Origin of the sequence: Rhodococcus sp. 11-3 (genome assembly GCF_023704055.1) — a bacterium.
GTDB lineage: Bacteria > Actinomycetota > Actinomycetes > Mycobacteriales > Mycobacteriaceae > Rhodococcus > Rhodococcus aetherivorans.
Genome location: NZ_CP080406.1, coordinates 3,585,943 through 3,605,331, shown reverse-complemented (window position 1 = coordinate 3,605,331; position 19,389 = coordinate 3,585,943). Strand labels below are relative to the sequence as shown.

Annotated in this window: 17 protein-coding genes; 7 read left to right on the top strand and 10 right to left on the bottom strand. The window is 70.2% G+C overall.

What is annotated here, in order from left to right; all coding sequences use genetic code 11:
* Window positions 1–26: 26 nt before the first annotated feature.
* The gene (gene sucB / locus KZJ41_RS16825; protein ID WP_251549321.1) at window positions 27–1,775 is read right to left on the bottom strand and encodes a 2-oxoglutarate dehydrogenase, E2 component, dihydrolipoamide succinyltransferase; all 1,749 of its coding nucleotides are present in this window, start codon (window positions 1,773–1,775) and stop codon (window positions 27–29) included.
* Window positions 1,776–2,032: 257 nt separating this feature from the next.
* Window positions 2,033–3,541, bottom strand: coding sequence for a leucyl aminopeptidase (locus KZJ41_RS16820; protein ID WP_251549319.1), 1,509 nt, complete (start codon window positions 3,539–3,541; stop codon window positions 2,033–2,035).
* A gap of 73 nt (window positions 3,542–3,614) precedes the next feature.
* On the opposite strand from KZJ41_RS16820, the gene gcvT reads away from it, so the two are divergent.
* The gene (gene gcvT / locus KZJ41_RS16815; protein WP_251549317.1) at window positions 3,615–4,715 is read left to right on the top strand and encodes a glycine cleavage system aminomethyltransferase GcvT; all 1,101 of its coding nucleotides are present in this window, start codon (window positions 3,615–3,617) and stop codon (window positions 4,713–4,715) included.
* Between the two features lie 33 nt (window positions 4,716–4,748).
* On the top strand, window positions 4,749–5,852 hold the full coding sequence (locus tag KZJ41_RS16810) for a branched-chain amino acid aminotransferase (RefSeq protein WP_029544241.1): 1,104 nt from the start codon (window positions 4,749–4,751) through the stop codon (window positions 5,850–5,852).
* 71 nt (window positions 5,853–5,923) lie between these two features.
* Here the strand turns inward: KZJ41_RS16810 and KZJ41_RS16805 are convergent, their stop codons facing one another.
* Both KZJ41_RS16805 and cobT read right to left on the bottom strand, forming a co-directional pair.
* Window positions 5,924–6,676, bottom strand: a complete 753-nt coding sequence (locus KZJ41_RS16805; protein ID WP_006947773.1) for an adenosylcobinamide-GDP ribazoletransferase — start codon at window positions 6,674–6,676, stop codon at window positions 5,924–5,926.
* A 53-nt stretch (window positions 6,677–6,729) separates the two neighbouring features.
* Window positions 6,730–7,833 (bottom strand): nicotinate-nucleotide--dimethylbenzimidazole phosphoribosyltransferase, encoded by a 1,104-nt coding sequence (gene cobT / locus KZJ41_RS16800; RefSeq protein ID WP_006947774.1) that lies wholly within the window; start codon window positions 7,831–7,833, stop codon window positions 6,730–6,732.
* A 134-nt stretch (window positions 7,834–7,967) separates the two neighbouring features.
* Between cobT and KZJ41_RS16795 the strand changes: the two genes are divergently transcribed.
* Complete coding sequence (locus tag KZJ41_RS16795; RefSeq protein WP_072635456.1) at window positions 7,968–8,186, top strand: hypothetical protein; 219 nt, start codon at window positions 7,968–7,970, stop codon at window positions 8,184–8,186.
* Window positions 8,187–8,207: 21 nt separating this feature from the next.
* Here KZJ41_RS16795 and KZJ41_RS16790 read toward each other — a convergent pair whose 3' ends face one another.
* On the bottom strand, window positions 8,208–8,873 hold the full coding sequence (locus KZJ41_RS16790) for a DUF3043 domain-containing protein (protein WP_006947776.1): 666 nt from the start codon (window positions 8,871–8,873) through the stop codon (window positions 8,208–8,210).
* A 145-nt stretch (window positions 8,874–9,018) separates the two neighbouring features.
* Here KZJ41_RS16790 and KZJ41_RS16785 point away from each other — a divergent pair, with 145 nt between their 5' ends.
* Together KZJ41_RS16785 and KZJ41_RS16780 are read left to right on the top strand one after the other, a co-directional pair.
* Entirely contained in the window at window positions 9,019–9,369 is a 351-nt protein-coding gene (locus tag KZJ41_RS16785; protein WP_029544238.1) for an iron-sulfur cluster assembly accessory protein, read from the top strand.
* A 137-nt stretch (window positions 9,370–9,506) separates the two neighbouring features.
* Window positions 9,507–10,478 (top strand): carbohydrate kinase family protein, encoded by a 972-nt coding sequence (locus KZJ41_RS16780; RefSeq protein ID WP_006947778.1) that lies wholly within the window; start codon window positions 9,507–9,509, stop codon window positions 10,476–10,478.
* Window positions 10,479–10,541: 63 nt separating this feature from the next.
* Here KZJ41_RS16780 and asnB read toward each other — a convergent pair whose 3' ends face one another.
* Entirely contained in the window at window positions 10,542–12,467 is a 1,926-nt protein-coding gene (gene asnB / locus KZJ41_RS16775) for an asparagine synthase (glutamine-hydrolyzing) (RefSeq protein ID WP_050035371.1), read from the bottom strand.
* 272 nt (window positions 12,468–12,739) lie between these two features.
* On the opposite strand from asnB, the gene KZJ41_RS16770 reads away from it, so the two are divergent.
* Both KZJ41_RS16770 and KZJ41_RS16765 read left to right on the top strand, forming a co-directional pair.
* Window positions 12,740–13,804: a cytochrome c oxidase subunit II gene (locus KZJ41_RS16770; protein ID WP_144415028.1), complete on the top strand. Its 1,065-nt coding sequence runs from the start codon at window positions 12,740–12,742 to the stop codon at window positions 13,802–13,804.
* 31 nt (window positions 13,805–13,835) lie between these two features.
* Window positions 13,836–14,252: a cytochrome c oxidase subunit 4 gene (locus tag KZJ41_RS16765; protein ID WP_006940002.1), complete on the top strand. Its 417-nt coding sequence runs from the start codon at window positions 13,836–13,838 to the stop codon at window positions 14,250–14,252.
* Between the two features lie 731 nt (window positions 14,253–14,983).
* On the opposite strand, the gene KZJ41_RS16760 is transcribed toward KZJ41_RS16765, so the two are convergent.
* The 4 genes from KZJ41_RS16760 to KZJ41_RS16745 all read right to left on the bottom strand — a co-directional run bounded on the left by KZJ41_RS16760 (window position 14,984) and on the right by KZJ41_RS16745 (window position 19,295).
* Window positions 14,984–16,630: a cytochrome bc complex cytochrome b subunit gene (locus KZJ41_RS16760; protein ID WP_029544233.1), complete on the bottom strand. Its 1,647-nt coding sequence runs from the start codon at window positions 16,628–16,630 to the stop codon at window positions 14,984–14,986.
* Window positions 16,627–17,754, bottom strand: coding sequence for a ubiquinol-cytochrome c reductase iron-sulfur subunit (locus tag KZJ41_RS16755; protein ID WP_029544230.1), 1,128 nt, complete (start codon window positions 17,752–17,754; stop codon window positions 16,627–16,629). Before KZJ41_RS16755 ends, KZJ41_RS16760 begins: the two co-directional genes overlap by 4 nt.
* A complete protein-coding gene (locus KZJ41_RS16750; protein ID WP_006932071.1) occupies window positions 17,751–18,620 on the bottom strand; it encodes a c-type cytochrome in 870 nt (289 codons plus the stop codon). Before KZJ41_RS16750 ends, KZJ41_RS16755 begins: the two co-directional genes overlap by 4 nt.
* Before the next feature lie 63 nt (window positions 18,621–18,683).
* Window positions 18,684–19,295 (bottom strand): heme-copper oxidase subunit III, encoded by a 612-nt coding sequence (locus tag KZJ41_RS16745; protein WP_006932077.1) that lies wholly within the window; start codon window positions 19,293–19,295, stop codon window positions 18,684–18,686.
* Window positions 19,296–19,389: the final 94 nt, after the last annotated feature.

Sequence of the window (19,389 nt, the reverse complement as noted above, 5' to 3'; positions counted from 1 at the left end):
GTGAGTGCCGGGCTACACCCCGTGGGTCACAGACCCAGGTCGGCTTCGAACGCCGCCTCCTCGAGGCGGTGCTTGATCGTGGTGAGGAACCGGCCTGCGTCCGCGCCGTCGACCAGCCGGTGATCGTAGGTCAGCGGCAGGTAGCACATCGAACGGACACCGATCGACTCGTTGCCCACCTCGTCGGTGACGACCACCGGTCGCTTGACGATCGCACCGGTGCCGAGCATCGCCGCCTGCGGCGGCACCAGGATCGGCGTGTCGAACAGGGCGCCCTGGCTGCCGATGTTCGTGATCGTGAAGGTGCCCCCGGCCAGCTCGTCGGGCTTGAGGCCACCGCTGCGGGCACGCTTGGCGATGTCCGCGATCGCGCGGGCCAGGCCGGCCAGCGACAGGTCACCGGCGTTGTGGATCACCGGGGAGAGCAGACCCTGCTCCGTGTCCACGGCGATGCCGAGGTGCTCGGCCGCGTGGTAGGTGATCTCCTTCTTGTCCTCGTCGTAGGAGGCGTTGATGTTCGGGTGCGCCTTGAGGGCCTCGACGACGGCCTTCGCGAAGAAGGGCAGGAAGGTCAGGTTGACGCCCTCGCGCTCGGCGAAGGTCGCCTTGGCCTGCGCCCGCAGGTGCGCGATCTTGGTGACGTCGACCTCGAAGGTCTGGGTGAGCTGCGCGGTGGTCTGCAGGGACTCGCGGGTCTTGATCGCGGTGATCTGGCGGATCCGGTTGACCTTCTGCGTGGTGCCACGCAGGTGGGCCAGCTCGGGACGGACACCGGCGGTCGCGGCCGGAGCGGCGGCCGGGGCCTTGGCGGCGGGCGCCGGCGCCTGGGCGGCGGGGGCCTTCGCGGCCTCGGCAGCGGCGAGCACGTCCTGCTTGCGGATGCGGCCGCCGACACCGGTACCGGACACCGTCGACAGGTCGACGCCGTGCTCGGCGGCGAGCTTGCGGACGAGGGGTGTCACGTACGGCGTGGCTCCACCCGAGGTCTCCTCGGCCGCGGGGGCCGGAGCGGGGGCCGGAGCGGCCTGCTTCACCGGCTCCGGGGCGGGCTGCTTCACCGGCTCGGGGGCCGCCTGCTTCGCCGGCTCGGGCTTCGGTTCCGCCTTCGGCTCGGGCTTCGGTTCCGGCTTCGGCTCGGGCTTCGACGGTGCCGCGGCCGGGGTTCCCGATCCGATCACCGCGAGCTGCCCACCGACCTCGACGGTGTCGTCCTCCTGGGCGTTGACCTCGAGGAGCACTCCGGCAACCGGGGACGGGATCTCCGTGTCGACCTTGTCGGTGGACACCTCGAGCAAGGGTTCGTCGACCGCGACCTCGTCACCGACGGACTTCAGCCACCGGGTGACGGTGCCCTCGGTCACGGACTCGCCGAGCGCCGGCATGGTGACCGGGGTGCCCTCGGCGGCGCCGGCGTCGGAACCGGACGGAGCCGGAGCGGGCTCGGGTTCCGGCTCGGGCTCGGGGGTGGGCTGCTCCTCGGGTGCCGCCTCCTCGGTCGGGGCGGCAGAAGGGGTGGTGGACGATCCCGCGTCGTCGGCGGAGTCACCGATCACCGCCAGCTCGCCGCCGATCTCGACCGTCTCGTCCTCTTGGGCGACGATCTTCACCAGCACACCGGCCGCGGGCGAGGGGATCTCGGTGTCGACCTTGTCCGTGGAAACTTCGAGCAGCGGCTCGTCGACTTCGACCGTGTCTCCTTCCTGCTTGAGCCATCGCGTGACAGTTCCCTCGGTGACGCTCTCACCAAGCGCTGGCATCTGGACGGAGAAGGCCATGTCTGTTGACTCCTCGACGGTTGTGTTCGGGTGTGTTGAGTTGTGCCGACCGATGGTCGCGGACCATTGTGTGGTCGCAGACCATTGTGCTCGAGGCCACGGTCTCGTGCGGTGTCTTGCGGTGTTCGATTGAGACCACACCCGATGCCGGGTATGACCTCGACCATCCTTGCACTGATCCAATCGCGGCGTTCGACGAGGGTTGGGTCACGCGCGCCCGCGCGTCCCTGCCGCCCGGCAGGGACGCGCCGGACGGATCAGCCGTTGGCCGCGATGTCCTCGATGACGGCGAACAGCGTGCGCACCGGCACACCGGTGCCGCCCTTGCCGACATAGCCGAACGGGCTTCCGGTGTTGAAAGCCGGCCCGGCCACGTCGATGTGGGCCCACTGCACGCCCTCGGCGACGAACTCCTTCAGATACAGGCCGGCGGCGAGCATCCCGCCCCACCGGTGCGGCGTGACGTTGGCCAGATCGGCCACCCGGGAGTTCAGGTCTGCGCGCAGCTCGGCCGGCAGCGGCATCGCCCACCCGTTCTCGCCCACCTCGTGCGAGAGCCTTGCGACACGGTCCCGGAACTCGTCGGTGCCCATGACGCCCGGCGTCCGCGTCCCCAGGGCGACCATCTGCGCGCCCGTGAGCGTCGCGGTGTCGATCAGGTAGTCGGGCTCGTCCTCGCAGGCACGGACGATGGCGTCGGCAAGGATGAGACGACCCTCGGCGTCGGTGTTGATCACCTCGACGGTGGTGCCGCCGTACTGGGTGAGCACGTCGCCGGGACGCTGTGCCGTCGCGGACGGCATGTTCTCGGCCATCGGCACCGTCGCGGTCACGTCTGCCGCCACCCCGAGCTTCGCGGCGAGCACGACCGTCGCGACCACCGCCGCGGCCCCGCCCATGTCGGACGTCATGTTCTCCATCCCGGCGGCCGGCTTGATGGAGATGCCGCCGGTGTCGAACGTGATGCCCTTGCCCACGAGCGCCACCTTCGGGGCCTTGCGCTTCTTGGCGGAGTAGCTCAGCCGCACGAGCCGCGGCGGGCGCGACGACCCCTTGCCGACCCCGACGATGCCGCCGTAGCCCTGCTGCTCGAGCGCCTTCTCGTCCAGAACCTCGACCCGCAGCCCGGCGGCGGCGCCGAGCGCCTGCGCGCGGTCGGCGAACTCGGCCGGGAACAGGTGGCTCGGCGGGGTGTTGACGAACTCGCGGGCGGTGGCGACCGCCTCGGCGACGGCCGTCGCCCGGGCCAGCGCGGCCTTGACCTCGCGGGCGCGCGGCGACGCGACGAGCAGCTCGATCCGGGCGGGGGGCTGCGCGTCGCCGGAGTTCGACTTCGCGGTGCGGAACTCGGTGAACGTGTACGCGCCGAGCGCGAAGCCCTCCGCGGCGGCGCCGAGATCCACGGCGGACAGGGTCGTCGCGACCACGGAGGCGCCGGCGAGGGCGCGCGCCGCAGCGCCGGCGGAGCGGCGCACCTGTTCGGCGTCGATCTTGCCGGCGGCGCCGAGCCCGACGGCGAGCACGCTGGTGACCGGCAGGGCGGCGGGCGCGGGGATCCGCGTGACCTCCTCGGCCTTGCCCTTGGCGCCGACGGACTGCAGGGCGTCGAGCAGCCCGCCGAGGACGTCCTCGTCGACCAGTCCGTCGCCGAGCAGGGCCTCGGGACCGTCGTCGCCTGCGGTCAGGCCGATGACGAGGACGTCCGCGCGCTTGGAAACGCTTCCGGCGAGAACGAGTTCGGGCAGGGTGGGCGAAAGGGCACTCACGGGCGTCTCCTAGGGGGAAGGGGGTCGTGGCACCGATGCTAATGATCCCGGGGGGTGGGATAGCGTGGGGCGCATGAGCGACCAGTCACTGCTGCAGGGCCCGATCCACGCCGTCCACACCGAACTCGGTGCGACCTTCGCGGCCTTCGGTGGCTGGCAGATGCCGGTCTCGTACGCCGGCACCGTCGCCGAGCACACCGCCGTGCGCGAGAACGTGGGCCTGTTCGACGTCAGCCATTTGGGCAAGGCCCTCGTCGCCGGTCCGGGCGCGGCCGACTACGTCAATTCGACGCTCACCAACGACCTGCGCAAGATCGGCCCGGGCAAGGCCCAGTACACCCTCTGCTGTACCGAGTCCGGGGGTGTCACCGACGACCTGATCGTCTACTACGTCTCCGACGAGGAGCTGTTCCTCGTGCCGAACGCCGCGAACACCGCCACGGTCGTCGCCGTCCTCGCCGCGAACGCGCCCGAGGGCGTGACGGTGACGAACCAGCACCGCGACCACGGCGTCTTCGCCGTGCAGGGACCGACCTCCGAAGCTGTCCTGCAGGGGCTGGGGCTGCCCACCGACCTCGGCTACATGAGCTTCGTGGACGCGCAGTGGAACGGCGTGCCGGTCCGCGTGTGCCGCACCGGCTACACCGGTGAGCGCGGCTTCGAACTGGTGCCGCGCTGGGCCGACGCCGAGGCGCTGTTCCGGGCGCTGGCCGACGCCGTGCGTGCCGCCGGCGGTCGGGTTGCCGGGCTCGGGGCCCGCGACACTCTGCGCACCGAGATGGGCTACCCGCTGCACGGGCACGAGCTGTCGGAGGCGATCTCGCCCCTGCAGGCCCGCTGCGGCTGGGCGGTGGGCTGGAGCAAGCCGGCGTTCCGGGGACGTGCGGCGCTCGTCGCGGAGAAGGAGTCCGGTCCCGCGCGACGGCTGTGGGGGTTGGAGGCGCTCGACCGTGGCGTGCTGCGGCCGGACCTGAAGGTGCTGCGCGACGGAAACACGGTGGGGGAGACCACGTCCGGCACGTTCTCCCCGACACTCAAGGTCGGTATCGCGCTGGCGCTCCTCGATACGGCGGCGGGCCTGGCCGCCGGTGACGAGGTCGCGGTCGACGTCCGGGGACGCGCCCTGCGCGCCCGGGTGGTCGTCCCACCGTTCGTCCCCGACCACACCAAGTAGGGCGGCGCGGGCGGTTCGATAGGATCAACGGTCATGACCGGTGTCCTCGAATTCGCCCACGTTCCGCACCCCTCGCCCGCCTCCGCGGAGCGGCGTGGAGAGATATTGGCGGATCCGGGGTTCGGCCGGTACTTCACCGATCACATGGTCACGATCGACTACACCGAGGGCCGCGGCTGGCACGACGCCACCGTCCAGCCGTACGGCCCGATGCAGCTCGACCCGGCCGCGATGGTGCTGCACTACGGGCAGGCGATCTTCGAGGGTCTGAAGGTCTACCGGCAGCCCGACGGCAGCATCGCGGCCTTCCGCGTGTACTCCAACGCCGAACGGATGCGCCGGTCCTCGCGGCGCCTGGCCATGGCCGAGCTGCCGGACGAGTTGTTCGTCCGTTCGATCGCGGAGCTGGTCGAGGCCGACCACGAATGGGTGCCCGCCGCCGGTGGCGAGGAGTCGCTGTATCTGCGGCCGTTCATGTTCTCCACCGAAGCCGGTCTCGGCGTGCGGCCCGCGAACCAGTACCGGTACATGCTGATCGCTTCCCCGGCCGGCGCGTACTTCCCCCGCGGCGTCAAGCCGGTGAGCGTGTGGATCTCGCAGGAGTACGTGCGGGCCGCGCCGGGCGGCACGGGCGACGCCAAGTTCTCCGGGAACTATGCCGCGTCGCTGCTGGCGCAGGCGCAGGCCACCGAGCAGGGCTGCGACCAGGTCGTGTGGCTCGACGCCGTCGAGCGCCGCTACATCGAGGAGATGGGCGGCATGAACCTGTGCTTCATCTTCGGATCGGGCGCCGACGCGAGGCTGGTGACGCCGGAGCTGTCCGGCTCACTGCTGCCCGGCATCACCCGCGACTCCCTGCTCACCCTGGCCAGGGACGCCGGCCTCGAGGTGGAGGAGCGCAAGATCTCGGTGGAGGAATGGGAGTCGAAGGTCGCCACCGGCGAGATCACCGAGGTCTTCGCGTGCGGCACCGCGGCGGTCATCACCCCGGTCGGCACCGTCAAGAGCCGGGACGGCGAGTTCACCGTGGCCGACGGCGAGCCCGGCAAGGTCACCATGGCCCTGCGTGACACCCTCACCGGCATCCAGCGGGGGACGTTCGCCGACACCCACGGCTGGCTCACCACCCTGCGCTGAGCCAGGCTCGGCCGGGCCCTGCACTGCGCCCGGCTCGGCCGGGCCCTGCACTGCGCCCGGCTCGGCCGGGCCTACGCGACGGCCGCGCTCAGCGCCGCGGCCACGATCGTCACCGTCGTCTCGAGGCCGGCCCCGAGCGCGTCGCCGTTGAGGCCGCCGAACCGGCGGACGCAGTGCCGCACCAGCAGCAGTGCAGCACCGAGCGCCACGGCCACCGTCACCGGGCCGGCCCACCAGGAGCCGGGCACGCACCAGGCCGCCGCGACGAGCGCGACGCCGGCCCACAGGGCGCCCACCCCGAGCGGCTGTGTCCCCGCCACCAGGGCACCGAACCCGCTGCCCGGGGCTGCGGCCACGCCGCGGCGGCAGGCGAGGACGACCGCGACCCGGCCGGCGGTGACGGCGAGGATCACGGCGGGCCAGGATCGCGCGTCGGCGAGCGCCCCGAACGAGGCGGCCTGCGCACCGAGCACGACCACCAGGGTGGCCACCCCGAATGGTCCGGCGCCGCCCGACTTCATCACCTCACGAGCCCGCTCCGGCGGTCCGTAGCAGCCGAGCCCGTCGGCCGTGTCGCACAGGCCGTCGAGGTGCATGCCGCGCGTCGCGAGGCCTAGGAACCCCACCCCGATCAGGCCCGCGAGCAGGGGAGTGCAGCCGGCGGCGACCGCCGCCCACAGCACGCCTGCGGTCCCGAGACCGAGCACGAGGCCGGCGACCGGCGCCGCGGCGATAGCCGCGCCCCCGGCGCCGCGATCGATGCGCCCCGGTCCCTGAACCGGCAGCACGGTGAGCCAGGAGAGGGCGAGGGCGATGCCACGCATCGGTCGCCGCAGGGCGATGCCACGCATCAGTCGCTGCAGGGCGATGCCACGCATCAGTCGTCGCGCGGATCGGCGCCCGGCGTGGCGTCCTCGTCGCGGGTGCTCACGCCGGCCTCGGCGAACGTCGCCATGTTCGTGAGGACCGCCACCGCGCCGTGCAGGATCGGCAGCGCGGCGACCGCCCCCGAGCCCTCGCCGAGACGCATCCCCAGGTCGACGAGGGGATCCAGATTCAGGTGCCGCAGGGCCAGCGTGTGGGCCGGTTCGGTGGAGCGGTGCCCGGCGATCCACCAGTCCCGGGCTCCCGGGGCGAGTTCCTCGGCGACGAGCGCCGCGGCGGTGACGACGACCCCGTCGAGCACGACCGGGGTCCGGCGTACCGACGCCTGCGCGAGGTACCCGGCCATCGCGGCGAGGTCGGCGCCTCCCGCGGTGCGCAGCAGCGCCACCGGGTTGCGGGCGTGGGGCCGTGCGCGGCGCATCGCGTCGCGGATCGCGGCGACCTTGCGCATCCAGGCGGCGTCGTCGATGCCGGTGCCGCGTCCCACGGCCGCGACGGGCTCGGTGCCGGTGAGCGTGGCGATCAGCGCCGTCGCGGGGGTGGTGTTGCCGATCCCCATGTCACCCGCGACGAGCAGGTCGGCTCCCGCATCGACCTCCTCGTCGGCGACGGCTCGCCCGGCGGTGATCGCCTGGAGGGTCTCTTCCTCGGTGAGCGCGTCCTCCCGGTCGATGGAGCCGCTCGACCGGCGCACCTTGTGTGCGGAAACCGCCGGATCCGTGTCCCCGTCGACGGCCATGTCCACCACCCGGACCCCGGCGCCGGCGGTGGCGGCGAGAACGTTGACCGCGGCGCCGCCGGCGAGGAAATTGGCGACCATCTGAGCGGTCACCTCGGGGGGATACGCCGAGACACCGCCGCGGGCCACACCGTGATCGCCGGCGAACACCACCACCCGGGGACGGGTGAACGGGCGGGGCGGTACCTGCCCCTGGCAGGACGCGACCCAGCACCCCAGCTCCTCCAGCCGGCCGAGGGAACCGGCAGGCTTGGTGAGATCGCGCTGCCGGGCGTCGGCGCGCCGGCGGACCTCCCGGTCGGGGGCGACGACGGGCGGGAAGACGACGTCGGCGGAGTGGACGGATTCGCTGCTCACGGGGCACCTTTCACGAAGTGGCGGAGGTCGAAGCCACCGCTGGACGCTATCAACCCGCGCCGTGGCAGAAAATCGACGGTAGATGGCTTTGCTGCCACTGTCTCGGGCGTTGCACCGGCGACAGACTGTCCGTCATGAGCCAGGTCGTCGTGATCGTCCTCGTGTTGGCCGCGCTCGTCGCCGGCCTCGAACTCGCGCGGGCCCGTTCCCGCCCCGCCCCGCGGTGGGTGACGCGGGCCTGGTGGCGCCACAACCACTTCCGGCCGCAGGATCCGTCGTCGCTCCTGTGCGGCGACCCGTCGGCCGGCTGGGTGCGCAGCACGATCGATGCGCGCCGAGCACCGCACCACTGACCGGTGCGCAGGCCCGCGCGGTCAGACGGCGTCGCCGGGGGAAACCCGCGGCAGCGGCGCCCGGAGCTTGCGGATCTGCGAGGCTCGCACGAACGCGTACCACCCCAGGCCGAAGCCGCCCTCCGTGGTGTCGGGGAAGCGGGCCCGGGCCTTCTTGTTCACGAGGCGGCCGAGGTAGATCCCCTCGATCACCATGAGCACGATCATCGCGAACATCGCGAGCGTCACGTACTGCTGGACCACCGGCCCGAGGAACATCGTCATGATCAGGACCAGCGCCATGGGCATGAACAGGCCCACGAGGTTGCGGCGGCTGTCCACCAGGTCGCGCACGTAGGCCCGCACGGGCCCCTTGTCGCGCGGCAGCAGGTACTTCTCCTCGCCCGCGAGCATGCGGGTGCGGCGCTCGCCGGCGGCGGCGCGGCGCTCCGCGGACTGCGCCTTGCGCTCCTCCTTGGAGAGGGACTGCTTGGCGGCCTTGCGGCGCGCCCGGGCTTCCTTGGCGGTCAACGGAGCCGGAGCGACGGGACCACGCCGGCGGGCCTCGGCCTCTCGGCGCTTCGGGGTCGGACGACCCTTGCCGGTCGTTCCCTTGCCGCCCTCGGACTGCGGGTCGGCGACGGACTCGGACGCGCCGAGGTCCCCGTTGTCGGATTCGTCGGAACCGCCGCGGCGTAGCAACTTCACCCCTCCAGGCTATGGGAAAACCGTCCCGGCCGGAAAATCGCCCCCGGTCAGGCCCGCGTGCGGTCCGAGGCGCGCATGAGGAATAGATGCGCGCGCGGTACCGTTGAGGCAACCGGGTTGGAACACGAAAGACTAGGGAGCGCCCATGACTGTGCAGGAAGAGACCGCCACTCACGGCGTCACCATGACCGAGGCCGCCTCCGCCAAGGCGAAGGCGCTGCTCGACCAGGAGGGCCGCGACGACCTCTCGCTGCGCATCGCCGTGCAGCCGGGTGGGTGTGCGGGCCTTCGCTACCAGCTGTTCTTCGACGACCGGACGCTCGACGGTGACCTCACCCGCGACTTCGGCGGCGTCATTCTCGCCGTCGACCGCATGAGCGCCCCCTACGTCGAAGGCGCGTCGATCGACTTCGTCGACACGATCGAGAAGCAGGGCTTCACGATCGACAACCCGAACGCCACCGGCTCCTGCGCCTGCGGCGATTCGTTCAACTGACGTAAGTCCGCCCGTGTCCGAAGGACGCGGTCCGCACTGCGGCCCCGACGCGCACTCGCGTCGGGGTCGCAGTGCTGTGCGGGTGGGTGCGGGTAGCGTGAGATCGGTCCCAGTCCTTCGCTGAAAGGCCCAGCCACGTGACCATCGCCGTGACCGGTTCCATCGCCACCGACCACCTCATGCGTTTCCCCGGACGCTTCGCCGAGCAGCTCGTCGCAGACCAGCTCAGCCACATCTCGCTCAGCTTCCTGGTCGACGACCTGGTGGTCCGTCGCGGCGGCGTGGGCGGCAACATCGCCTACGCGATGGGTGTGCTCGGCGGGTCGCCGGTGCTCGTCGGGGCGGTCGGCGCCGACTTCGCCGAGTACCGTGCGTGGCTCGAGGGCAACGGCGTCAACTGCGACCCCGTGCACGTGTCGCAGACCGCGCACACCGCGCGCTTCGTGTGCACGACCGACGAGGCGATGGCACAGATCGCCTCGTTCTATCCCGGCGCGATGTCCGAGGCCCGGGACATCTCCCTTGCCGACGTGACCGGGGCGCACGGGGTCGATCTGGTCCTGATCGGCGCGAACGACCCGGAGGCGATGGCCCGGCACACCGACGAGTGCCGACAGCTCGGCATGCCGTTCGCGGCCGACCCGTCCCAGCAGCTCGCCCGTCTGAGCGGCGACGAGGCGGCCCGGCTGATCGACGGTGCCGCCTACCTGTTCACCAACGAGTACGAGTGGGGGCTCCTGCAGCAGAAGACCGGCCTGACCGAGGAGCAGATCCGCGCAATGGTCGGTCTGCGCGTCACCACGCTCGGCGGCCACGGCGTCGAGATCGTCGAACGGGACGGCCACCGGATTCACGTCGGCGTCGTGCCCGAGCGGGCCAAGGTGGATCCCACCGGCGTCGGCGACGCATTCCGGGCGGGCTTCCTGCTGGGACACCGCGCGGGCCTCAGTCTCGAGCGTGCCGCCCAGCTCGGCTCGCTCGTCGCGGTGCTCGTGCTCGAGACGACCGGCACCCAGGAATGGACCTTCGACCGTCCCGACGCGGTCAAGCGGCTGGCGGTCGCGTACGGGCAGACGGCCGCGGACGAGATCGCCGCGATCCTGCCGTGATCGGCCGGTGTGTCCTTCGGGCGGTTCCCACCGCCCAAAGGACACACCGGCCGCGTAGCGGCCCTACACCTCGACGGGGTAGGCCGGCTCCTGGATGTCCGGCACGATGCGCTGCTCGACGAAGATGCCGTGCCAGATCATGAACACCAGCACCGTCCACAGCCGGCGGCTGTGATCGACGCGGCCCTCGCGGTGCTCGTCGAGCATCCGGCCGACGGCCGCCTTGTCCAGCAGGTGCTCGGTGCCCGACTCGGCGATCACGGCGCGGGCCCACTCGAACAGCTCCGGGCCGCGCAGCCAGTGCCGCAGCGGCACGGGGAAGCCGAGCTTCGCGCGGTGCAGCACGTGCGGCGGGACGATATCCTCGAGGGCCTGGCGCAGCGCGTACTTGGTGGTGTTCTTCGTGATCTTCTGATCCAGCGGCACCTGCGAGGCGACGCGGAAGACCTCGGGATCCAGGAACGGCACCCGCAGCTCCAGCGAGTTCGCCATCGTCATCTTGTCGGCCTTGACGAGGATGTCGCCGCGCAGCCACGTGAACAGGTCGAGGTGCTGCATCCGCGCGACGGGATCCCAGCCGGCGGAGCGGGCGTAGATCGGTGCGGTGACGTCCTGATGCGTCCATTCCGGACGGAAGTCGCGCAGCACCGCCCGCAGCTGCGCGTCGTTGAAGCTGCGGGCGTTCCCGTAGTACCGCTCCTCGAGGGTCATCGACCCGCGATGCAGCAGGCTCTTGCCGCGGGTGCCCTCGGGGATGCGCTCGGACAGCTTCCCGGCCGCGCGCCGCAACGGCTTCGGCAGGTACTCGAACGGCTTCAGCGATAGCGGCTCGCGGTAGATGGTGTAGCCGCCGAACAGCTCGTCGGCACCTTCCCCGGAGAGCACCACCTTCACGTGCTTGCGGGCCTCCTTGGCGACGAACCACAGGGGCACCAGCGCGGGATCGGCGACGGGGTCGTCCAGATACCACACGATCTCGGGGATCGCCGCGGCGAACTCGGCGGGGGAGACGACCTTGACGACGTGGCGGGCGCCGATCGCGGCGGCGGACTCGGCCGCCACGTCGACCTCCGAGTAGCCCTCGCGCTCGAACCCGGTGGTGAACGTGATCAGGTTCGGATTGTGCCGCATCGCGAGCGCCGCGACGGCCGTGGAGTCGATGCCGCCGGACAGGAACGACCCGACCGTCACGTCGGCACGCATGTGCTTGGCGACGGAATCCTCGAGCGCCTCGGCGATTTCCCGGTACCGGTCGCGCTCGCGGCCTGCGGCAAAGGGCCGGACCGGGAACGTCGGCTCGAAGTAGCGCGTGATCTCCGGCCGGCCCCCCGGGCGCACCCGGGCGTAGCAGCCGGACTCGAGCCGCCGGATCTCCTTGTGCAGGGTCTCCGGCTCGGGAACGTACTGCAGCACCGTGTAGTGCTCGACGGCGCGGGGGTCGAGTTCGGTGCCGATCCCGATCAGATCGGCCAGCTCGAGCAGGCTCTTCTTCTCGCTGCCGAACGCGGTGCCGCCGGTGCCCGTGGCGAGGAACAGCGGCTTGATGCCGAACGGGTCGCGGGCGAGGAACAGCTCGCGCGTCTCGGTGTCCCAGATCGCGAACGCGAACATGCCCCGCAGCCGTCGCACCGCCTCGGTGCCCCAGTAGTGGTACGCGGCGACGATGGTCTCGCTGTCCCCCTCGGTGGCGAACTGCGCCCCGTACTTCTCCGCCAGCTCGGCCCGCAGCTCCACGTAGTTGTAGATCTCACCGTTGAAGGTCAGGGCGTAGCGCTCCGGGGACTCCGGCGGGCCCCACCGCAGCGGCTGGTGCGAGTGCGCGATGTCGATGATCGACAGCCGGTTGAACCCGTAGACCAGGTCGCCGTCGTGCCAGGTGCCGTGCTCGTCCGGTCCGCGATGACGCAGGCAGTGCATCGCGGAGTCGACCCTGGCGACGGCGTCGTCGCTGGTGCCGTCAGTGGTCAGTAACCCGAGCAGTCCGCACACGGCGTCCGATACCTCATTCCGGTTGGGATGGATTCGGCCCCCGGGATGTTGCCGCAGCAGGGACCGACGGTCTGCATGGCAGTATGCCGCAGGCCGGGGGTCGCGGCAGCCGGTGGCCGGCGTCGACCCGGGCCGTGAGCAGCGGGCACGCGACGACGCGACACGTTGTGTGCGCCCCGGGGATGGATCGCGGCCGGGTTTGGTCTACGCTGCGTAGTAATTGGGTCTGCCCTCCGGGTGTGCCCTAGTGGAATTGCGGCGATCAGGAAGGCGTGAACGTGGCGCAAGGTCGGATCCTTCGGCGGTTCGGGCTGGCAGCATCTCTCGGTATTGCAGCCGTGCTGCTGACGGGATGTAGCAGCGAGGAAGTCCTGCGTTTCGGCTGGCCGGAGGGGATTACCCCGCAGGCCGAGCGTATGCGTGAGCTGTGGACGTGGTCGGTCGTCGCCGCCCTCGTCATGGGTGTACTGGTGTGGGGCCTGACCTTCTGGGTGGTCATCTTCCACCGCAAGAAGAAGGACTCGCCGGAATTCCCGCGGCAGACGGCCTACAACGTGCCGCTCGAGCTGCTGTACACGGCGGTCCCGTTCGTCATCATCGCGGTGCTGTTCTACTTCACCGTGGTGGTGCAGAACTACGTCCTCGAGAAGGAGGACAACCCGAACGTCGTCGTCGACGTCACGGCGTTCCAGTGGAACTGGAAGTTCGGCTACCGCACCGTCGACCTCGGTGAGGGCACGGCGCGCTACGAGGGGACGGACGAGATCGCGCAGGCCGCGGTCGAGGGCGACACCGAGGAGCATGCCGGCGGCGAGCACGAGATCCCGGCCCCGATCCACGGCCAGGAGGCCGAGGACCTGTCGTACCTGCACTACAACAAGATCGAGACGGTCGGCACCAGCAACGAGATCCCGGTCCTCGTCCTGCCGACCGATCGCCGGATCGAGTTCGTGCTCGCCTCGTCCGACGTGATCCACTCCTTCTGGGTGCCGGAGTTCCTGTTCAAGCGTGACGTCAACCCGAACCCGCTGAACAACAGCTCCGATCCGGTCTTCCAGATCTCCGAGATCCAGGAGGAAGGCGCGTTCGTCGGCCGCTGTGCCGAGATGTGCGGCACCTACCACGCCATGATGAACTTCGAGGTCCGCGCGGTGAGCCCGGAGCGGTTCGCGGAGTACATCGAGCTCCGCAAGCCCGTCGAGGACGGTGGCGAGGGCCTGACCAACGCGCAGGCGCTCGAGCGCATCGGCGAGTCCCCGGTCGCGACGTCCACCACCCCCTTCAAGACCGACCGCACCGACCGCGCGGCCAGTGGTGTCGTCACCGCGGGCAACTGACCGGTAAACCTCCGACCAAGGACAAGCTGATATGAAGATCGAAGCCAAGCTCTTCGAAGTCGTGACGGTGTTCTTCGTGCTCGTCGCCATCGTGTACGGAGTGTTCACCGGCCTGTCCCGCACGGGCATCGAGTGGGCCGGCCTGACGGCGATCGTGCTCTCCGCCGGCCTGACGCTCATCGTCGGCACCTACTTCCGGTTCGTGGCCCGTCGCCTCGACACCCGCCCGGAGGACTACGAGGAGGCCGAGATCAGCGACGGCGCAGGCGACCTGGGCTTCTTCAGCGCGGGTAGCTACTGGCCGATCCTGCTGGCCGGGGCGGCTGCGTTCGCCGCCATCGCGCTGGCCTTCTTCCAGCCGTGGCTGATCGTCCTCGCCGTGATCCTGATCCTCGCTGCTGCGGCCGGCCTGGTGTTCGAGTACCACGTCGGACCCGAGAAGCACTGAGCGCACACAGCGCGTAGATCCGATGCCGCGGGGCGGCCTCACCACACGGTGAGGCCGCCCCGCGGCCGTTTCCGTTCCGTGCCCGGACGGGGAGCCTCGGGCCGTGCTCGCCGTGCGCGGTTCGCGTCACGGCTCGGCGGGGTGTCACCGGGGAATCGTCCATGGCCCGGTCGTGGGGAACGGGGCCGACGCCGGGGGTGCCGGGCGGGCAGTGTCGCGGCGCGCCGCTGTCCCGGCCGCGAGAGCCCTCACGCCTACTCACCCGCCCGGCGTAGCCACGGCGGATCCACAGGCGGGCGCTGCTGAGGTACTACGGCGGCGACCTCGTCGAGGTGGCGCTCGCCGCCGTGCCGGCGGTGGGGTGATACCGCGCCGCGGGTCGGAATCGAACCCGGATGGTCCCGTCGGAACGCGGCGGCAGGACACCGCGCGGAACGCGGCGGCAGGACACCGCGCGCCCCCGGGCAGACGCCGATGCGGTACCGCGCTCGAACCGACTCGCGTACCGCGACACGCCCGGCCCGTCCGAGGGCCGGTGAGCCGACGGTCCGCTCGGGTTCCCGGCCGTCCGTCGCAGTGGGGGAGGGGTGGGGTGCGGGGACCGGATCCGGTCGTCCGCACCGACCGGAAGCCACCGGGGATGGAAGCCGCAGGGACCACGGAGAAACGGGAGGGGCCCCGAACCGTTTCCGGTTCGGGGCCCCTCCCGTGGTTTCGGACTCGAGCGACCGTCAGTGCGCCTTGCCGTCGCCGTCCGTGGTGCCGTGGACGCGCGTCTGGTACTCGCTCAGGATGGCGCGCTGCTCGACCTCGGCCTCGTGGTGCGCGGCCTCGAGTGCCGTCGCCTCCTCGGCCGGGTCCGCGCTCCACCAGCTGCCCGCGCCGGGCTTGCCGGCGGTGCCGAGCTTGTTCATGCGCTTCGGCACCGGTGCACCCTGGTACTCGAGTGGAATCGGGTGACCGTGGTCGTCCACCGGGCCGAGCGGCTGGTGGATCTCGATGTACTCGCCGTGCGGCAGTCGACGGACGATGCCCGTCTCGATGCCGTGCTCGAGCACCTGGCGGTCGCTGCGCTGCAGGCCCAGGCAGAACCGGTAGGTCAGGTAGTAGGCGAGCGGCGGGCCGAGCAGGATGCCGATGCGGCCGATCCACGTCATCGCGTTCAGCGAGATGTCGAACTTGTAGGCGATGATGTCGTTGATGCACATGATGGTCGCGATGGCGTAGAACGTCAGAGCCATCGCGCCGATCGCGGTCCGGACCGGCACGTCCCGCGGACGCTGCAGCAGGTTGTGGTGCGCATCGTCCTTGGTGAACTTCTTCTCGATCCACGGGTAGGCGATGAGGACCGTGAAGACCAGGCCCATGATCACTGCGATCCAGAACACCGCGGGGATCGTGTAGCGGCCGAACAGGTAGATCTCCCACGCCGGCCAGATACGGGCCAGGCCGTCCGTCCACATCATGTAGATGTCGGGCTGCGAGCCGGCGGACACCTGCGACGGGTTGTACGGGCCGATGTTCCAGACCGGGTTGATCTGCAGCAGACCGCTCATCAGCGCCAGCACGGCGAAGGTGATGGCGAAGAACGCACCGGACTTGACCGCGAACACCGGCAGGATCCGGACACCGACGACGTTCTGCTCGGTACGGCCGGGGCCGGGGAACTGGGTGTGCTTCTGGTACCAGACCAGGGCCAGGTGGGCTGCGATCAGGGCGAGGATGATGCCCGGAATCAGCAGCACGTGCGCGACGTACAGGCGCGGGATGATGAGCATGCCGGGGAAGTCGCCGCCGAAGATCAGCCAGTGCATCCAGGTGCCGATCACCGGGATGCTGATGGTGATGCCGGACAGCGCGGCCCGCAGGCCGGTGCCGGAAAGCAGGTCGTCGGGCAGCGAGTAGCCGAAGAAGCCCTCGAACATCGCCAGGATCAGCAGCAGCGAGCCGATCACCCAGTTCGCTTCACGCGGACGGCGGAACGCACCGGTGAAGAACACGCGCAGCAGGTGCACGATGATCGACGCGGCGAACATCAGCGCAGCCCAGTGGTGGATCTGCCGGACGAACAGACCGCCGCGCACCTCGAAGGAGATGTCCAGGGTCGTCTCGTACGCACGCGACATCGTGACGCCGCGCAGCGGGGTGTAGGCGCCGTCGTAGGTGACGTGCGCGAGGGACGGATCGAAGAACAACGTCAGGTACACACCCGAGATCAGCAGGATCACGAAGCTGTACAGGGCGATCTCACCCAGGAGGAAGGACCAGTGGGTGGGGAACACCTTGTTGATCTGACGCCGCAGCCCGGCGGCCGGGTGATAGCGCGAGTCGATGTTCTCCGCCGCGTGGGCGGCGCGGGATGGTGTTGCAGTACTCACGGGCGACGCTCCCAAAATGCCGGACCGAGAGCCTCGATGAAGTCACCGTTGGCGACGAGGAAGCCCTCTTCGTTCACTGTAATAGGCAACTGCGGCAGTGCGCGAGCAGCAGGACCGAACAGGGGCTTGCCGTACTCCAGGGCATTGAACTGCGACTGGTGGCAGGGGCACAGGATGCGGTTGGTCTGCTGTTCGTACAACGACGTCGGGCAGCCCAGGTGGGTGCAGATCTTCGAGTAGGCGAAGTAGTCGCCGTAGTTGAAGCTCTCCTGACCCTTGCGCTTGATCGCCCTCGCCGTGTCCTCGGTCCGGAGGCGGATCAGCATGACGGCGTTGCGGATGCCGCGCAGGCCCTCGAGGAGGGCGTGCTCGTCACCGCGGTCCGACTCGCGGAAGGGGAACACGGTCTCCATGCCGCCGGCATCGAGGTCCTCCGGGCGGACCAGGACGATGTCGTTCGGGCGTCCGGTGTCGCGACGCAGGTAGATCGTCTCGCCCGGGTACCGGGGCGTCCAGCCCGAGACCCACAGCGGCGACTCGTCGCCCTCGGCCCAGGGGTTCTTGATCAGGCCGCCGAGCGGCATGATCAGGCCGAGGCCGAGCGCGCCGCCACCGAACAGTGCCGTGCGCTTGATCAGCTTGCGACGCGGCAGCGTGGAGGTGTCCAGCGAGTCGGAGAGCTCGGCGACGATCGTCCGCCGATCGACCTCCGAAGAGACTCCGTCGTGCCGATCCTGGATCGACACCTCTTCCGGGATGAACTTCTTGGTGAACTGCACCGCGCCGACGCCGACGCCGAGGATGGCCAGACCCAGGGTCAGGCCCAGCAGCGGCGTGTACAGGTTGTACAGCGTGTAGTTGTCCTCACCGGGGCCCTGGTACTCCCACGGCCAGAAGATGAAGACCGCGATGAACGCGAGAGCCGACACACCCGCCAGCCCGAACCAGAAGGCGACGTTCCGTTCCGCGCGCTTCTCGGCGCGCGTGCCCGCGACGGGCCAGCGGTCCTTGCGGAACGCCACGTCCACGCCGTCGAGGTTGGTGCCGAGCGCGACGAGATCGTCGCGGCTCATCTGATCGAGGTTCTCGATCGTGTGCTTGTTCGGCGTTTCGCCGCCACTCATGACCTTGCTCCGATCCACAGTGCCGCACCGACGACGGCGACGATCCCGACCACCCACATCGTCGGGCCCTCGGAGGCGGGGCCGAAACCGCCCAGGCCGTATCCGCCGGGGCTGTTCGTCTCGCCGGAGGCCTTGACGTAGGCGATGATGTCCTCCTTCTCCTCCAGCGTGAGCTGACGATCGGAGAACTTGGGCATGTTCTGCGGGCCGGTCAGCATCGCCGTGTAGATCTGCTGCTCGTTCGCCGGATCCAGCGCCGGCGCGAACTTGCCGGACGACAGCGCGCCGCCGCGGCCGGTGAAGTTGTGGCATGAGGCGCAGTTCTGGCGGAACAGCTCGCTGCCGCGGGCAACGTCGTTGCCGCGCAGCGAGGACTGGGCGATCTCGCCGTTCTCGTCACGGATGAGCGTCGGGCCGCCGCCGTTGGCCTGGATGTACGCGCCGAGGGCGTCCGTCTGGGCCGCGTCGAACTTCGGCGTCTTGCGCACGGCCTGGGCCTCGTTGCGCATCATCGGCATGCGGCCGGTGGAGACCTGGAAGTACACGGCCGCCTCGCCGACACCGATCAGGCTGGGGCCGCGGTCCTGCACACCCTGCAGGTTGGCGCCGTGGCACGTGACGCAGGAGGTCTCGTAGAGCTGCTTGCCTTCGCGGATCAGGGCCGACTGGTCCTCGTTCGCCGTCGCCACCTGCGGCGCGGGAGTCAGCGCGGAGGCGAGGAAGCCGGCGCTGAGCAGGCCGAGGGCGAGCACCAGCGCACCGGTGACGCGGCGGCGCAGCTTGCGCTGACGGCGGGACTTGGCGGACGCGGCCGCGGACTGACCGGGCATGTCACCCTCGGAAGCGAGAGGTGGGGATGAACTCATCTGTATCCCTTTGGTATGTCGGGACGGACTGGACGTCAGGGGGCTGCCTGGGCGTTCAGCTGGCTAACGGATGAAATAAATCGTGGCAAACAGCGCGATCCACACGATGTCGACGAAGTGCCAGTAGTAGGAGACGACGATCGCCGCGGTGGCCTGCGCCGGCGTGAACTTGCTGACCCTCGTGCGCACGAGGAGGAACACGAAGGCGACGAGGCCGCCGATGACGTGCAGGCCGTGGAAGCCGGTCGTGATGTAGAAGACCGAACCCCACACCATGCTCGAGATCGTCACGCCCTCGCCGACCAGCTGGGTGTACTCGAAGCCCTGGCCGAGCACGAAGAACGTGCCCATGGCGAGGGTGATGATGTACCACCGCCGGAGGCCGAACACGTCGCCACGTTCGGCTGCGAACACACCCATCTGGCAGGTGAAGGAGGAGGCGATCAGCACGAGGGTGACCGGCACCGCCAACGCCAGATTGAGGTGGACAGGCTCCGGCGGCCAGTTGCCGTCGGCCTGCGCCCGCGCCACGAAGTACATGGCGAAGAGCCCTGCGAAAAACATGAGCTCACTGGACAACCACACGATGGTGCCGACGCTGACCAGATTGGGCCGGTTCAGCGAGTGCACGCGCTGGGTGATTGCAGTTCCTGAAGTCCCTACTGCGCTCGTCACGTTCGCAAGTATGACTGCTCGTAGTAACTCGTGGGCAATCGGGGCCGAAATCGGCGCGTCTTCGCTGGTGGGCGCCGTGCGATCGCGTTTTCCG

What these genes read in the sequence shown, in the direction of transcription:
- gcvT (WP_251549317.1), top strand. Translation starts at nt 3,615, where the DNA reads ATGAGCGACCAGTCACTGCTGCAGGGCCCGATCCACGCCGTCCACACC.
- KZJ41_RS16750 (WP_006932071.1), bottom strand. Translation starts at nt 18,620, where the DNA reads ATGAGTTCATCCCCACCTCTCGCTTCCGAGGGTGACATGCCCGGTCAG.
- KZJ41_RS16805 (WP_006947773.1), bottom strand. Translation starts at nt 6,676, where the DNA reads ATGCGTGGCATCGCCCTCGCCCTCTCCTGGCTCACCGTGCTGCCGGTT.
- KZJ41_RS16785 (WP_029544238.1), top strand. Translation starts at nt 9,019, where the DNA reads ATGACTGTGCAGGAAGAGACCGCCACTCACGGCGTCACCATGACCGAG.
- KZJ41_RS16755 (WP_029544230.1), bottom strand. Translation starts at nt 17,754, where the DNA reads ATGAGTGGCGGCGAAACGCCGAACAAGCACACGATCGAGAACCTCGAT.
- KZJ41_RS16765 (WP_006940002.1), top strand. Translation starts at nt 13,836, where the DNA reads ATGAAGATCGAAGCCAAGCTCTTCGAAGTCGTGACGGTGTTCTTCGTG.
- KZJ41_RS16795 (WP_072635456.1), top strand. Translation starts at nt 7,968, where the DNA reads ATGAGCCAGGTCGTCGTGATCGTCCTCGTGTTGGCCGCGCTCGTCGCC.
- sucB (WP_251549321.1), bottom strand. Translation starts at nt 1,775, where the DNA reads ATGGCCTTCTCCGTCCAGATGCCAGCGCTTGGTGAGAGCGTCACCGAG.
- KZJ41_RS16810 (WP_029544241.1), top strand. Translation starts at nt 4,749, where the DNA reads ATGACCGGTGTCCTCGAATTCGCCCACGTTCCGCACCCCTCGCCCGCC.